We start from the raw sequence: 15,770 nt of genomic DNA, 5'->3' as shown, positions 1-15,770 counted from the left end.
ATAGAGATTCAACGGATGAGCCAAGCTATCTGTAAATTGATTGCTCAAGAACTGAATGTTCGCCCTGAGCAAGTGACTGCCGCGGTTAACTTAATTGACGACGGCAATACGGTTCCCTTTATTGCTCGTTACCGCAAAGAAGTAACGGGTGGATTGGATGATACCCAATTACGTAATTTAGATAGCCGCTTGTCCTATCTGCGTGAGTTGGACGATCGTCGCCAGACGATTCTGAAATCGATTCAAGATCAAGGCAAGCTAACGGCCGCGTTAGAGCAAGAGATTCAACAAGCGGACAGCAAAACTCGTTTGGAAGATTTATACCTGCCATACAAGCCTAAGCGCCGTACTAAAGGTCAAATTGCAATTGAAGCGGGCCTTGAGCCATTAGCGGATGCGCTGTGGAATCATCCACAAACTGAACCTGAGAGCGAAGCGGAAAAATACGTCTCTGCCGATAAAGGTATCGCGGATAATAAAGCGGCACTCGACGGCGCACGTGCGATCATCATGGAGCGCATTGCGGAAGACGCCAACTTACTAGAAAAAGTACGCAGTTACTTAACGCGCCATGCTGAATTGGCCTCGCGCGTGGTGACAGGCCAAGAGCAAGCGGGTGAGAAGTTCAAAGATTACTTTGCGCACAATGAAGCGTTGAGCAAGGTGCCATCACACCGTGCATTAGCAATGCTACGTGGTCGTAATGAAGGCTTTCTGACTCTGGCAATGAATGCTGATCCGGCGCAAGAAGAAGGCGTACGCCAATCTTACTGTGAAACGTTAATTGCAGATCACTACGGCATTTCATTGAGCCAAGCGCCGGCTGATGCATGGCGTAAGCAGGTGATCAGTTGGGCATGGCGCATCAAAGTTTCGATGCACATGGAAACTGAGCTGATGGGGGCGCTAAAAGAGCGTTCTGAAATCGAAGCAATTGAAGTATTCGCCACCAACCTAAAAGATTTATTGATGGCGGCGCCTGCTGGCCCTCGCGCCACACTAGGCTTAGATCCGGGTTTACGTACTGGTTCTAAAATTGCCGTGGTTGATGCGACTGGTAAAGTGCTGACGACGGAAACCATTTACCCACATCCACCACAAAAACAGTACGACCAAGCGATGGCAGTGGTCGATAAGTTGGTGCGTAAGTTCAACGTTGACTTGATTGCGATTGGTAACGGGACTGCTTCACGTGAAACCGATAGCTTTGTTGGCGATCTGATTGCTCGTGGCAATCTGAAAGTACAAAAAATCATGGTCAGTGAAGCGGGTGCATCGGTGTATTCGGCATCTGAATTGGCAGCGAAAGAGTTCCCGAATATGGACGTGTCGCTGCGTGGTGCAGTATCGATCGCTCGTCGCTTGCAAGACCCATTGGCGGAACTGGTGAAAATCGATCCTAAATCGATCGGTGTGGGCCAGTACCAACATGATGTCAGCCAGTCAATGTTGGCAAAACGTCTTGATGCTGTGGTTGAAGACTGTGTAAACGCCGTGGGTGTGGATGTGAATACTGCGTCGGCCGCTTTGTTGACGCGCGTGGCAGGTTTGTCTACCACCATGGCGCAAAACATTGTTGATTACCGTGACGAGAATGGTCGCTTTGAAGCGCGTACTACGCTGAAAAAAGTGGCGCGTTTGGGGCCAAAAGCATTTGAACAGTGTGCTGGTTTCCTACGTATTATGGATGGTAAAAACCCACTCGATGCGTCTTCAGTACACCCGGAAGCCTACCCTGTGGTTAAAGCGATTGCTGAAAAGAACAGTAAAGCGGTTAAGAGCTTGATTGGTGATACAGAATTCTTACGTGGTTTGCATGCGGTTGATTACACCAATGACAGCTTTGGTTTGCCAACGGTGACCGACATCATCAAAGAGTTGGATAAGCCGGGTCGCGATCCGCGTCCTGAGTTTAAAACGGCAACCTTTGCCGAAGGCGTTGAAAAGGTATCGGATCTTGAAGTCGGCATGGTGTTGGAAGGTGTGGTTTCTAACGTAGCCAACTTTGGTGCCTTCGTCGATATCGGTGTTCACCAAGATGGTCTCGTGCATATTTCTGCATTGACCGATCGTTATGTTGCCGATCCGCGTGAAGTGGTCAAAGCGGGTGACATTGTGAAAGTGAAAGTGATGGAAGTGGATGTGCAGCGTAAGCGTATCGCCCTTTCCATGCGCCTTAACGATGAGCCGGGACAAGACAATCGCACTCAGCGTAGTTCTGAGCCGCGTAACAATCAAAACCAAGCGCGTCCACAAGGTGGTCAACAGCGTCGTCGTGAAGAACCGGCAGGCAACAATGCTATGGGTGGCGCGTTTGCTGCTGCCTTTGCGAAAGCGAAACGCTAATTGGCTTAGCTCGCGCTTTTGTGCAGGTTAAAAATAAAAAAAAGCCCCGCTCAAATGAGTGGGGCTTTTGTCTTTTGGTATTCACTGAGTATGGATTCAATCTCTTGGATTTAGGCCGATACATATAGCGACTACAACACCGCAATGACCTCTGAAGGTGTGTTTGGTGCCACAGCATGTCCATAGTGAAACTTAATCACTACGCGCCGTTTAGCCATTCTTCCTTCGGTTATCGCTGCATCGATTACGCGCTTTGGTAAGCGAAACCGCATTGCGTAGCCTTTTCCTTGCTGTTCGCTATAGCTGGCCAAAGACAGCAGTTCAAACAACCGATCTAACGGACTGTCTGGCGGGTCATGTTGAGGGGCGAGTATCGCGTGCTCATCATCGGCGCCATAGTTCGGATGTTCAGATGGGTCCCAAGCCGCATTGCGACGTCGTTTATCATCTGAATTGATTTTGCGTTCAGCATTAGTTCTGGCTGGTGCAACCGTGGCTATAATCGGCTCGCGAATTTTATTATCACGCGCCGCTTGCTCTGTTTGCACGTTAACCGATGGGGCGATAAGTGGCACACTCACGTTGGTGGGTGACACGATCATAACCGAGACCTCCTCAGCTTCGCCCACTGACATGGCTATCGTTCTGTCAGTTGAATAAGCTATCGGCTGAGAGAGTCAAAAATTTAGCGTTTTATGCAAATAATTTGTTCGTTTGGAAGGCGATTACTTGAGCGCAAAAGGCCTCAGGCTCAGTCATGAAAGGTGCGTGAGATGACTGATTAAAGACAAAGCTTTGGCTGTTGGGCATCAATTTTGTCACGTCTTCCGCCACCTTGATAGGCACCAAACCATCTAAGCGACCATACAAGCGTAGTGTCGGAACGCGAATGCTGGCGAGTTGACTACGATAGTCGATTTCAGCCAATAAATTTAAGCCGGACAGTAACGATTGTTGGTTTGGAGATGGGCGCGACAGCACCGCTTTTTTCAGCGCTTTGACATCTTGTCTTGCCGAAGGACTTCCCATGGCTTGTAGTGCCATAAAGCGCTCGATCGTCAGTTGAAAATCATCCATCAGTTGCGCGGTAAAAGCGCTGAGCACTTTCGCTTGAATGCCTCGCCACGGTGCAGAGTTATCGCCTTGTTCATCAACGCGACTAGCTTGCTTGGCTGAGAAGCAGGGGGAGCTGGCAACACTGATTAAACCTAAGGCGCGTTCTGGATGGTACAAAGCAATGTGAGAGGCCACCAAGCCGCCTAAAGACCAACCGAGCCATATCGCTTGTTTCGGCGCATCAAGCAGCACTTGTGCAGTTAAATCTGCCATGGTGGAAAAGTGGCTTTGATGACTCAGGCCAAACCCGGGTAAGTCGACCACATGAACACAGTAGTGTTGGCTTAATGTCGTGACGGTTTGTTGCCAAACGGCACCATTCATTCCCCAGCCATGCAGCAAAACCAGATCGGGCCCTGAGCCGTGAGTTTGCCAATGCAATGCTGGTGTGGTTGTCTCGGTATCTCGCACTTTATTCATCCTTTTGACTGCGCAGTAAGCGGCACTATCAAGTTTTTATCTAAGTGATTCCACGTGATTCATCGATGTACGTAACTTATTAGTGGAGCCTGCTTATGTTAACTCCCTGTCCATGTTAATCCAATGGTGGCAGAAAAATAGACAGCATGTGCTGGCTCATTATTGCCAACACTGTTTGCTGCCGATAGAGGGGCGTGACCAGCCAGGCCCTGGGTCATGGTTATTGTGCCAAGCGTGCTTGGAAGGACTAAGCATACCGTCTCGTTGCCAGTGTTGTGGTATGACAACGCTTCATCCGGTTGCTCAATGTGGTCATTGTTTGTCGCAACCGCCACCTTGGCGGCAACTCTATTGTGTTGGTGACTACACGCCGCCATTGTCCGATTATGTTCAGCAATTAAAGTTTGCTCGTCAGCTGCATTATGTTGAGGTATTGGCCGATCTGCTTGCTCTACAAGTCCAACCAAATATTCAGATGATCACTTATGTACCGTTACACTGGCATCGGCAATTGTGGCGTGGCTTTAATCAAAGTGAATTTCTAGCGCGAGCGTTGGCGCAGCGACTCGGTCTTCCTTGCCGAGCACTGTTTAAGCGTACTCGTGCTACTCGTTCACAGCGGGGTATGGATCGCCAGCAACGACAACGTAATTTACGTGGCGCATTTACGCTGACGAAAAGCGTGACTGAACTTCAATCCGTCGCGATTGTTGATGATGTAGTGACGACAGGGAGTACTGTGCAGCAATTATGCAAATTACTACTTGATGCTGGAGTTAAAAGTGTTGATATTTACTGTATCTGCCGTACTCCTGAATGATTCGGTTATAGCTCAGCACGATCAATTATGCGTAAAAGGCTAGATCTCAGAATTTTCAGGAGTAGAATGGTGAACAAATAGCCTACAAAATTACTCAGGTATTCGTCGTGTCAAATACAATTACTATTACTGAAAGCGCTCAAGAACACTTTGCCAAGTTGCTTGCACAGCAGCCTGAAGGCACTAACATTCGTGTGTTCGTGGTAAATCCAGGAACTCAAAATGCTGAGTGTGGTGTCTCTTACTGTCCGCCAGAAGCCGTAGAAGCTACTGATACTGAACTGACATTCCCAATGCTATCTGCTTATGTAGATGAGCTAAGCCTGCCATTCTTAGACGATGCAGAAATTGATTATGTCACTGACAAGATGGGTTCACAGCTAACTCTAAAAGCACCGAACGCGAAAATGCGTAAAGTGGCTGACGATGCACCACTGGTTGAGCGTGTTGAATACGCGATTCAAACCCAAGTGAACCCTCAACTAGCGGGTCACGGTGGTCACGTAAACTTAGTTGAAATCACAGAAGAAGGCATTGCGATTGTTGCTTTCGGTGGTGGTTGTAACGGTTGTTCAATGGTTGATGTAACCTTAAAAGATGGCATTGAAAAAGAGCTACTACAACAGTTCGAAGGTGAACTGACTGCAGTACGCGATGCGACTGAGCATGACCGTGGTGAGCACTCATATTACTAATGAGTCACTACCAATCCTCGTTAAACGAGGATGAATGAATGTGCAAATGGAGCTCTTAGGGCTCCATTTTTGTATCTAGTATTTGTTACGTGTTTTGGCTCTCCAAGTGATGGAATCTCACCATGGCTGGGGGAGATATGTGGCGACTGGTACGGATTTATACAAATTAGATGGCCGAGAAACTGGTCTAACGTATTGTCTTCTCATATATTAAGAATCTATTGCTTAGAGAAGGAGAAACATTGTGGCCAAACGGACACCACCAGAAATTCTGGCTAAGCAGACCGTCGCACAATCACGACTGTTTTCGATTGAAGCGCTTGAGCTACGTTTTAGTAACGGTGAAGAGCGCACTTATGAGCGCATGCGCCCAAGTGGCCGCCATGCGGTGATGATTGTGCCTGTGACAGAGCAGGGTGATCTCTTGTTGGTGCGCGAATACGCTGCCGGCACTGAGCGCTATGAATTAGGTTTTCCGAAAGGATTGATCGATCCCGGTGAAAGCGCCATTGAAGCGGCGAATCGCGAATTAAAAGAAGAGATTGGCTTTGGTGCTCAGCAACTGGTGCCATTAAAAGAAGTGGTGCTTGCGCCATCGTATTTCTCGAGCAAAATGACCTTATTTATCGGTCAAGATCTCTATGCGGAACAACTGGTAGGCGATGAGCCAGAGCCGCTTGAAGTTGTACGCTGGCCATTGGCTCAAGCTGAAGAGTTGCTAACACATCTCGACTTTAGCGAAGCGCGCAGTATTACTGCATTGATGCTCGCTCTACGATATTTAAAATCATAATACGTGCATAGCCCAAGGAACTATTATGCCGATAAGCCCAGATCTTTCTCATCACCTCCCTGCCGTCATTGATATTGCGCGTACTGCAGGTCAGTTGATCTTAGATATCTATCAGACTAAGCAGTATGAAGCGTACACCAAGAGTGACTCGACACCTGTTACCAGTGCTGATCTTGCTGCGCACAAGTTTATTGTTGAGAAGTTGTCTGAGTTGACACCAGACATTCCCGTGCTGTCGGAAGAGGCGGCGGATATTAGCTTAGAACAACGCTCGCAATGGAATCGTTACTGGCTGGTGGATCCGCTCGATGGTACACAAGAGTTTATTGCACGTAGTGGCGATTTCGCCACCATCATTGCGTTGATTGAAAATAATAAACCAATCATGGGCGTGGTGTATGGGCCAGTTTCGGGCGTGACTTACTATGCCTACCAAGGCAAAGGTGCGTGGAAAATTCCTGATATGAGTGAGAGCGTACGCATTACCACTCATAAACATCAAGGGCCACAGCAACCTATCGCGATAGCGATCAGTCGCCGCCAAGATATCAATCGTATTACCGATCGCATGAGTAGCGCGTGGAACTACGATTTGGTGCCGTTGGGCTCGGCCGCATTGAAAGCCTGCTTGGTTGCTGAAGGCGCGGTTGATTGTTACTTACGTCTAGGTCCTACCGGTGAGTGGGATACTGCTGCGACGCAATGTATCGTTGAAGAAGCGGGCGGTCGCATTTTAAGTACCTTGCTTGAACCGCTCTCTTACAATGAGCGCGATACATTAGAAAACCCCAACTTTATTGTACTGGGGGATGAACAACTGCCATGGCACGATATTTTATTGGTCAAAGACTGAGTCGTCGTTTATCGCTTTCATTCAATACCTATGTTTAGTAACTATGTTCAATAAGCTCGCTGCGGCGAGCTTTTTTATGCGCGAATCTCCTCATCAACACTGCTACAAAAGTCCTATCCAGCCATGCTTAACTTGATATTTTCAGCCAGAAAAACCGTCAAAATCATAATATTGACGAGCGTTGACGACGCCAAAATGGCGATCTTATTCACGTTTTTGTTGAGAGAATTTAACGAGAAGCCGTTTTGATTAAGTGAAAATGGCGTAATTCACGCGTTAAGTTATTGATTGATGTATCAGTGGGAGTGATGTGGATCGCAGAAATATCGTCAAAAGATTTTTAATGATTTTGACGTTGCTCTTAAGTTATTGAAAATAAAGTTTTTATATTTTTGTCTAACTGGCCAATTTGAACTGGATCACCAAATTTCGTCGATTAATTTTACGGCGAAAAATAACTCCCTATATTTTGACGTCATTGGATTTACTTTTTTTGGTAAGTGCAGCTGTTTTAGCTGTTTGTTTAGGTAAGTGTTTACAGGGTGAGTAAGATGTTGAAACCAACTTTGATCGCAGTTTCAGTGTTAGCAACTTTGGCCGGTTGTTCTTCACTGCAAAACCCACAACAAGTGGTAGATTCACTAGCAGATAACTTAGATATCAATTATCAAGTGTTGACCAATCACGGTGCTAACGATGGTTTAGCTTGTGATGCTCTTGGCGCAGAATGGGCATCATGTAATAAAGTGATGATGACCTTAGAAAACCAAGGTGAAGCGGTTAACGCAAAAGATTGGACGATTTATTTCCACAGTATTCGTTTGATTTTGGACGTGGATAGCGATCAGTTCAAAGTTACTCGAGTTACGGGTGATCTGCACAAGCTTGAGCCAACCGATAAGTTCGACGGTTTCGCCGCTGGTGAAAAAGTTGAATTGGGTTTGATTGGTGAGTACTGGCAATTATTTGCGACCGATTTTCTACCGGGCGCATTTGTGACGGCACCTGATGCTGAGCCTAAGATGATTGCATCGCTGAATACAGAAGATGTCTCTAGCTTTGTTTCTGGCCTTGAAGGTGACAACCTAAAACGTACACCAGATGACAACAACGTTTTTGCTAATGCTGTGACGCGCTTTGAGAAGAACGCTGATCTTGCTCAGCAAGACGTATCAACCACATTGCTGCCAACGCCGCTACATGTTGAAGCGGGCACAGGTTCAGTCAGTGTTGCGAAAGGCATTGCACTACCAAGTGCGTTGTTCAGCGCTGAGCAATTTAAAGCATTACAAGCACGCGGTGCACTATTAGATATCAACCTTGCAGGTGAGCTTGCGGTTGAGACCCAGATTGTTCCGAGTGAATTCCCAGAGAACCTAGCGAAAGCGGGTGCTTACGAGTTAGTGATTGGCGAGCAGGGCATTAAGATCGTTGCTTTTGACCAAGCAGGTCTGTTCTACGGCGTACAATCAATCTTTGGCCTTGTTGGCGAAGAGGCGACACTACCAGAAATCCGCATCATTGATGCGCCACGCTTTGATTACCGTGGTGTGATGGTGGATGTGGCGCGTAACTTCCACAGTAAAGATGCCATTCTAGCCACGCTAGACCAAATGGCGGCTTACAAGATGAACAAGCTGCACCTTCACTTAACGGATGATGAAGGTTGGCGTTTAGAAATTCCAGGCCTTCCTGAGTTAACTGATATCGGCGGCCAGCGTTGCTTTGACCTTGATGAGCAACAATGTCTGTTACCACAGTTAGGTTCTGGTCCTACTTCGGATAACTTTGGCTCAGGCTACTTTAGCAAAGCCGATTACGTTGAAATCCTGAAGTACGCGAAAGCTCGTAATATTGAAGTGATTCCTGAAATTGATATGCCAGCGCACGCGCGTTCTGCGGTTGTATCAATGGAAGCGCGTTACGATCGCCTGATGGCTGCTGGCCAAACAGAACAAGCGAACGAATACCGTTTGATGGACCCGCAAGATAGCTCGAACGTCACCACGGTTCAGTTCTACGATAAGCACAGCTTTATCAACCCGTGTCTTGATTCTTCAACGCGTTTTGTCGACAAAGTGATCTCTGAAGTTGCGGCGATGCACACCGAAGCTGGTGCGCCTCTAACCACATGGCACTTTGGTGGTGATGAAGCGAAGAACATCAAGTTAGGCGCAGGCTTCCAAGATGTAAATGCACAAGATAAAGTAAACTGGAAAGGCACGATTGACCTGTCTCAACAAGACAAGCCATTCGCCAAATCGCCACAATGTAAGACCCTAATTGAAAACGGTACAGTGAGCGATTACGGCCATCTACCAAGTTACTTTGCGGAAGAAGTGTCGAAGATTGTTGCCGAGAAAGGCATTCCGAACTTCCAAGCTTGGCAAGATGGCTTGAAATACAGTGAAGGTGGCGAGAAAGCCTTCGCAACCGAAAATACCCGCGTAAACTTCTGGGATGTTCTTTACTGGGGCGGTACGTCTTCAGTGTATGAATGGTCTGAAAAAGGCTACGACGTAATTGTTTCTAACCCAGACTACGTTTACATGGACATGCCGTACGAAGCGGATCCTCAAGAGCGCGGTTACTACTGGGCAACTCGTGCAACCGATACTCGTAAGATGTTTGGTTTTGCACCGGAAAACATGCCACAAAACGCGGAAACCTCTTTAGACCGCGATGGTAATGGTTTCACTGGTAAAGGCACCATTGAAGCGAAACCGTTCTACGGTCTATCAGCGCAACTTTGGTCTGAAACTGTGCGTACTGATGAGCAATACGAATACATGGTATTCCCTCGCGTACTTGCAGCCGCTGAGCGTGCTTGGCATGAAGCTGAGTGGGAAAACGACTACCAAGTGGGCGTTGAATACTCGCAAAACACCAACCTAGTCGACAAAGAAGCACGTAATCAAGATTACAACCGCTTTGCGAACGTATTAGGTCAACGTGAACTGGCGAAACTAGAAAAAGCGGGCATTGATTACCGTCTACCAGTACCGGGTGCGAAAATTGAAAACGGCAAGTTGGCAATGAACAGTGCGTTCCCTGGTATTGAGCTGCAATACTCAATCGATGGTGACAACTGGCTAACTTACGCAGACAGTCAACGTCCTGCAGTAACAGGTGAAGTCTTCATTCGTTCTGTTTCAGCCACCGGTGAGAAAGCAAGCCGCGTGACATCAGTGAAGTAATCACTGAACAAGCAAATTTATGTTGTTGGTAAGCCAAGGCCCTGCTTAATGCAGGGCCTTTTTTTATGTGTGAAACAATGCGGACTGAGTCAGTTGTGCAGAATGATGGTGCGCGGTTCGGTTTGAGGTCCAATTAATGTCATTCCCTACAGTGAGGAACGAACGTGATAGGGAATCTTATTAAATACATACGTTAAGAAAAGATGGATTCCCTATCACGCGCTGTCGCGCGGTAGGGAATGACAATTGCGTTAGTGCTTTAGCGTTTTAGCTATGCTCTAAGCCTTGGCGTAAATGTCGCGCTCACCTAGCCAACGTTCGATGATCGCGCTGGCATTGTGTGGGTACTGGTCGTGAATATGACGTGCAATGCGCTGAACTTCGGGGATTAAGCGTTGATCACGCACCAAGTCAGCGATCTTAAAGTCGGCCATACCAGTCTGTTTAGTGCCAAGCAGTTCGCCCGGGCCACGAATTTCCAAATCGCGCTGTGCAATCACAAAGCCATCGTTACTTTCTCGCAGCACGCCTAAGCGCTTCTGAGCGGTTTTTGATAGTGGGGAGTGATATAGCAATACACAATGGCTTGCGACGGTTCCTCGGCCTACACGGCCGCGTAATTGGTGTAATTGTGCCAGACCTAAGCGCTCTGGGTTTTCAATGATCATCAAACTGGCGTTTGGCACGTCCACACCGACTTCAATTACGGTGGTGGCAACCAGAAGGTGCAACTGGTTATCTTTGAACGCTTTCATCACAGCCTGTTTCTCGGTTGGCTTCATGCGGCCATGCACTAAACCAATTTTGACATCAGGTAGGATACGTTGCAGCTCTTCGGCGGTATCCGCTGCCGCTTGGGCTTCGAGTACTTCTGATTCATCAATCAAGGTACATACCCAATAAGCTTGTTTACCTTCGTTTAAGCAGGCATTGCGTACGCGTTCGATGATGTCATCACGTTTGGTATCAGGGATCGCAACAGTTTGAATTGGGGTTCTGCCCGGTGGTAGTTCATCAATCACCGAGGTTTCTAGATCGGCATAAGCAGTCATCGCTAAAGTACGCGGAATTGGTGTCGCGGTCATGATCAACTGATGTGGGAAACTGCCTTGCTTTTCGCCTTTGGCGCGCAGTTCTAAACGCTGGTGGACACCAAAACGGTGCTGTTCATCAATAATAACTAAAGCTAGATTATGGAAAGCGACATGCTCTTGGAACAGAGCATGAGTACCAACCACCATTTGTGCCTCTCCACTGGCGATCGTAGCCAGTTGCGCCTCTTTGGCTTTGCCTTTGAGTTTACCAGCCAGCCAACCGACCTTGATGCCCATTGAGTCGAACCATTGAGCAAAGTTGATCGCGTGTTGTTCGGCCAGTAGTTCAGTCGGAGCCATCAACGCCACTTGGTATCCGTGTTCTATCGCACGCACCGCCGCTAATGCTGCGACTAAGGTTTTACCTGAGCCAACATCGCCTTGCACTAAGCGCATCATAGGATGTGGCTTTGCCAGATCTTGTTCGATCTCAGCCACCACTCGCGCTTGCGCATTGGTGGGCGAGAAGGGCAGTTGCGCTAACAATTGCTGTTTAAGTTGATTGACCGCCGGCAGCGCGAGCGCCACATCTTGTTGGCCTTTGCTACGCACGGCGAGCATCGAGAGATTTTGAGCCAGCAGCTCTTCCATGATCAAACGAATCTGCGCGGGATGTTTGCCTTCATCAAACTGCGCCAAATCGATATCTGGTGTTGGACGATGAATGGTATGCAATGCGCGAGCAAGAGTGATTTGCTGTGGGTAGAGTCCATTGGGCAGTAGTTCTTGCACCGCGGCTTTGTCTAATAAAGCGAGCGCTTGATCGGTTAAGTTCCGCAAGGTCAGTTGGCGTAGGCCATCAGTGGTTGGATAGACGGGCGTTAAGCTTTGTTCGGTTTCTGCTGGCTGGTTGGGCGCGTAGAACTTGTAATCGGGATGGATAATTTCCAAACCGTAGTTACCGCGTTTGATTTCGCCATAGGCGTGGACGATTTTGCCTTCGGTAAAATTGTTTTTCATGCCGGCGGTAAAGTTAAAAAACTTCAGCGCAACCGTGCCATTGCCATCACTGATTTTCACCGTCAGCATTTTGCGTTTACCAAATAGGGTATCAGCGCTCATCACTTTACCTTGCACTGCTGCCCATAGGCCGGCATGCAGTTTGATCATTGGGTAAACGCGAGTGCGATCTTCGTAACGCAGTGGTAGGTGAAACAGCAGATCTTGCACGCTGTTGAGGCCAACTTTTTCGAGCTTCTCGGCCACCTTGGCACCAACACCCGTCAGGGAAGTAAGAGGAACAGCAGAAAGAAGTTGCGACATAACACAGGCTCGTTAACGAAGATAAAGCTAGTTAACCATTTGGCTGTGTTTTTGTACAGGGGAAAGTGAGTGCGCAAAAGCAGAGCTGAGAAGCGAGAGAAAAGTAAAGAATCGAGAATCGAGAGTCGAGAAGGGGCTAGAAGTTCCCAATTCTCGTAACGGAATGCTATCGCTTCTAAATCTATTTCTCGAAGCGAAGCGCTCTCAATTCTCGCTCTTTCTCGATTCAGGCTTCTTTTCCAGCCTCTCGCCTCTCGATTCTCGCTTCTATTTCTTCTGCATCTCTGCCCACCAATCGTCATCGGCGACGATTTGGCCTTCGTCATCCAATGGTGGGTAAGGCATCTTTTTACGCTTAGCGACTTTGGCCAGAACGGGGTGGCCGCGTTCAAACAGAATGCGATTGATCACTTCTTCAGACAGCGGGCTGGTTTCGCGATCGTACATACCGGCCGCTTCACGTTGGCGCTGCGCTTCGTACATGATCACCGCACTGGCAACCGAAACGTTGAGCGATTGCACCATGCCCATCATCGGGATGATGATGTCTTGGTCTGCTAACTCTTTCGCGCGAGCAGATGCGCCGACTTTCTCGCTACCAAGAATAATGGCGGTTGGCTTGGTGTAATCAATCTGGCGAAAATCGACAGCCGTGTCCGATAAGTTGGTCACTAAAATCTGCATGCCTTGGGCTTTTAGCTCGCCAATAGCATCATCGATGGAGCTGTGCGTATCCACTTCGACCCAATTGCGCGCGCCAGCGGAGGTGTGAGTAAGGGTGCGCATTTTCGCTGGCCATACAGCATGGATTTTATGGATGCCTGTTGCGTCGGCGGTACGAATTACCGCAGAAACGTTATTTGGCTTATGCACTTCTTCTAAGCAGAAAGTCAGGTCGGTTTGGCGTGCTTTGAGCACTTGTTGGATACGGTTATATCGTTCTAAATTCATAATCTACGCACTAAAAATAAAAGCCCTTGAAATGAGGTATTTCAAGGGCCAGTAAAGATATTTAATCAGTTCTTACGACGGCGAACTTTGAGAGTGTACGGCATCGATTTAATCCGACGCATAATGCCAGCCAAATGAACACGGTCTTTGGTGGTGAGTAGTACCGTAACGGTATACAAACGTCCATCACGCTCTTCGGTAGAAAGGCCGTGAATATTAGAACCGGTTTTTGAGATCACGTTGGTTAGCTCAGCCAAAGCGCCTTGACGGTTTTGTACGTCAACACGAAGTTCGGTGCTGAACTCTTGATCATAATCGTCAGACCATTCAACCGCCATGTACTTATCTGGTTCACGTTGGTAACCACGTACATTTGGACAAGTCTCGCGGTGCACCACTAGGCCGCGACCTGGCGATACGTGAGCGATAATGTGGTCATCTGGAATTGGGTGACAACAGTTAGCGAAGGTGAGCAAAATGCCTTCTGAACCACGAATTGGCATTTTCTTCTTCGGAGTATCGCTGGTAGATTCGACTTCAGTCAGTTCGTCTGCATCGCCCAATAGGCGGCGAGCAACGACGATACTCATCAATTCACCCAAACCAATATCGGCCAGCAGATCTTGTACCGTATTGATCTTCAGCTCTTTCAGTACATGGTTGATATTTTCATCGCTGATGTCTGAGAGCGATAGCTCACCCAAAGCATGATTGAGCAAGCGACGACCGAGAGTGATCGACTCTTCACGACGCATGGTTTTCAGCACTTGACGGATCTTAGTACGCGCACGTGAGGTGACGACATAGTTCAACCAAGCAGCATTCGGGCGTGCGCCAGGGGCGGAAATAATCTCAATCGTTTGGCCGTTTTTCAGCGATTTGCTTAGTGGGTATGGATTGCGATCAACACGCGCACCCACACAGGTATTACCGACATCGGTATGCACCGCATAAGCAAAATCGACCGCAGTTGCGCCGACAGGCAATTCAACAATACGACCTTTTGGTGTGAAGACGTAAATCTCATCTGGGAATAGATCGGATTTTACGTTTTCAATAAATTCAAATGAGTTGCCAGCACTTTGCTGCAGCTCAAGTAGGCTTTGCATCCAGCGCTGAGCTTTGACTTGCGCTGTGGTGCCCGTGCGATCGCCATTGCCTTTATAAGACCAGTGCGCCGCAACACCTTTATCCGCCATTTGATCCATATCTTCAGTACGGATCTGCACTTCAACCGGTACGCCGTGAGGGCCGACCATTGAAGTATGAATAGATTGGTAGCCGTTGGCTTTTGGTACCGCGATGTAATCTTTAACACGCCCCGGACGTGGCTTGTAGAGGCTATGGACTTGGCCAAGTACGCGATAACAAGTATCGGCAGCATCAACAATCACACGGAAAGCGTAGATATCCATGATGGTATGGAATCGCTGGTCCTTGGTTTTCATCTTGTTGTAGATGGAAAACAAGTTTTTTTCGCGGCCGACAACACGTGCAGTCAGGCCTACTTCTTCAAGGCGGCCTTCAATTTCACTGTGAATACGTTGGATCATCTCTTTACGATTACCGCGCGCTGATTTGACCACTTCTTTTAAAACACGATAACGATTTGGGTAGAGCGCTTCAAAGCCAAGCTCTTCCAATTCGGTTTTAATGTTGTGGATACCAAGGCGGTGGGCGAGAGGAGAGTAGATCTCAAGGGTTTCACGAGCGATGCGACGTTTTTTGTCCGGGCGGAGAGCGCCGAGCGTACGCATGTTGTGGGTTCGGTCAGCGAGTTTGATCAGAATAACGCGAATGTCTTGCACCATGGCAAGGACCATTTTGCGAAAGTTTTCTGCTTGCGCTTCTTTGCGATCACGAAATTTAAGCTTATCCAGCTTAGAAACACCATCCACAAGTTCGGCAACGGTCGTGCCAAATTTTTCTTCTAGATCTTCTTTGGTGACATCACAATCTTCGATGACATCGTGAAGTAGAGCCGCTTGGAGCGTTTCAATATCAAGGCGCATTTCGGCCAAGATGCGAGAAACCGCAACAGGGTGGATGATATAAGGCTCGCCGCTAGAGCGAGTTTGCCCTTCATGGGCATCTTTCGCTACCACATAAGATTGACGCAGAGCCTCAATTTGAGGCTCTGTTAGATATTCTTGGGCAACGTCTTTGAGGCTATCGAATAGATACAAACTTTAGGCCTAGGAAAGAGTTGTAGAGAAAGTCAG

At 48.0% G+C, this 15,770-nt stretch carries 11 protein-coding genes; 6 read left to right on the top strand and 5 right to left on the bottom strand.

The features are described 5' to 3' along the window. Positions 1-15 precede the first annotated feature (15 nt). Positions 16-2,346: a Tex family protein gene (locus RH86_RS10905; RefSeq protein ID WP_009386228.1), complete on the top strand. Its 2,331-nt coding sequence runs from the start codon at positions 16-18 to the stop codon at positions 2,344-2,346. A 131-nt stretch (positions 2,347-2,477) separates the two neighbouring features. On the opposite strand, the gene RH86_RS10900 is transcribed toward RH86_RS10905, so the two are convergent. Both RH86_RS10900 and bioH read right to left on the bottom strand, forming a co-directional pair. Further along, positions 2,478-2,948 (bottom strand): hypothetical protein, encoded by a 471-nt coding sequence (locus tag RH86_RS10900; protein WP_005596930.1) that lies wholly within the window; start codon positions 2,946-2,948, stop codon positions 2,478-2,480. Positions 2,949-3,039: 91 nt separating this feature from the next. Beyond that, positions 3,040-3,882, bottom strand: coding sequence for a pimeloyl-ACP methyl ester esterase BioH (gene bioH / locus RH86_RS10895; protein ID WP_038219590.1), 843 nt, complete (start codon positions 3,880-3,882; stop codon positions 3,040-3,042). Between the two features lie 112 nt (positions 3,883-3,994). Between bioH and RH86_RS10890 the strand changes: the two genes are divergently transcribed. The 5 genes from RH86_RS10890 to RH86_RS10870 all read left to right on the top strand — a co-directional run bounded on the left by RH86_RS10890 (position 3,995) and on the right by RH86_RS10870 (position 10,240). Then, a complete protein-coding gene (locus RH86_RS10890) occupies positions 3,995-4,702 on the top strand; it encodes a ComF family protein (protein ID WP_411572008.1) in 708 nt (235 codons plus the stop codon). 107 nt (positions 4,703-4,809) lie between these two features. Beyond that, positions 4,810-5,397 (top strand): Fe-S biogenesis protein NfuA, encoded by a 588-nt coding sequence (nfuA, locus tag RH86_RS10885; protein ID WP_005596938.1) that lies wholly within the window; start codon positions 4,810-4,812, stop codon positions 5,395-5,397. A gap of 244 nt (positions 5,398-5,641) precedes the next feature. Then, complete coding sequence (gene nudE / locus RH86_RS10880; RefSeq protein ID WP_009386224.1) at positions 5,642-6,190, top strand: ADP compounds hydrolase NudE; 549 nt, start codon at positions 5,642-5,644, stop codon at positions 6,188-6,190. A gap of 25 nt (positions 6,191-6,215) precedes the next feature. Beyond that, entirely contained in the window at positions 6,216-7,043 is an 828-nt protein-coding gene (cysQ, locus tag RH86_RS10875) for a 3'(2'),5'-bisphosphate nucleotidase CysQ (protein ID WP_005596941.1), read from the top strand. A gap of 551 nt (positions 7,044-7,594) precedes the next feature. After that, positions 7,595-10,240 (top strand): beta-N-acetylhexosaminidase, encoded by a 2,646-nt coding sequence (locus tag RH86_RS10870; RefSeq protein WP_009386223.1) that lies wholly within the window; start codon positions 7,595-7,597, stop codon positions 10,238-10,240. Positions 10,241-10,518: 278 nt separating this feature from the next. Here RH86_RS10870 and recG read toward each other — a convergent pair whose 3' ends face one another. The 3 genes from recG to spoT all read right to left on the bottom strand — a co-directional run bounded on the left by recG (position 10,519) and on the right by spoT (position 15,734). Further along, positions 10,519-12,597: an ATP-dependent DNA helicase RecG gene (recG, locus tag RH86_RS10865; protein WP_009386222.1), complete on the bottom strand. Its 2,079-nt coding sequence runs from the start codon at positions 12,595-12,597 to the stop codon at positions 10,519-10,521. Positions 12,598-12,864: 267 nt separating this feature from the next. After that, positions 12,865-13,548, bottom strand: a complete 684-nt coding sequence (trmH, locus tag RH86_RS10860) for a tRNA (guanosine(18)-2'-O)-methyltransferase TrmH (RefSeq protein ID WP_009386221.1) — start codon at positions 13,546-13,548, stop codon at positions 12,865-12,867. Between the two features lie 65 nt (positions 13,549-13,613). After that, positions 13,614-15,734 (bottom strand): bifunctional GTP diphosphokinase/guanosine-3',5'-bis pyrophosphate 3'-pyrophosphohydrolase, encoded by a 2,121-nt coding sequence (spoT, locus tag RH86_RS10855; RefSeq protein ID WP_005596949.1) that lies wholly within the window; start codon positions 15,732-15,734, stop codon positions 13,614-13,616. Positions 15,735-15,770: the final 36 nt, after the last annotated feature.

Source organism: Vibrio sp. N418 (genome assembly GCF_000222565.1).
GTDB classification, from domain to species: Bacteria; Pseudomonadota; Gammaproteobacteria; order Enterobacterales; family Vibrionaceae; genus Vibrio; species Vibrio scophthalmi.
This window is presented reverse-complemented; position numbering and strand designations above follow the sequence as displayed.

Excerpts from the sequence above, each read along its gene's own strand:
- RH86_RS10870 (WP_009386223.1), top strand. The coding sequence starts at position 7,595 with ATGTTGAAACCAACTTTGATCGCAGTTTCAGTGTTAGCAACTTTGGCC.
- RH86_RS10905 (WP_009386228.1), top strand. The coding sequence starts at position 16 with ATGAGCCAAGCTATCTGTAAATTGATTGCTCAAGAACTGAATGTTCGC.
- RH86_RS10900 (WP_005596930.1), bottom strand. The coding sequence starts at position 2,948 with ATGATCGTGTCACCCACCAACGTGAGTGTGCCACTTATCGCCCCATCG.
- recG (WP_009386222.1), bottom strand. The coding sequence starts at position 12,597 with ATGTCGCAACTTCTTTCTGCTGTTCCTCTTACTTCCCTGACGGGTGTT.
- bioH (WP_038219590.1), bottom strand. The coding sequence starts at position 3,882 with ATGAATAAAGTGCGAGATACCGAGACAACCACACCAGCATTGCATTGG.
- RH86_RS10890 (WP_411572008.1), top strand. The coding sequence starts at position 3,995 with ATGTTAATCCAATGGTGGCAGAAAAATAGACAGCATGTGCTGGCTCAT.
- trmH (WP_009386221.1), bottom strand. The coding sequence starts at position 13,548 with ATGAATTTAGAACGATATAACCGTATCCAACAAGTGCTCAAAGCACGC.
- cysQ (WP_005596941.1), top strand. The coding sequence starts at position 6,216 with ATGCCGATAAGCCCAGATCTTTCTCATCACCTCCCTGCCGTCATTGAT.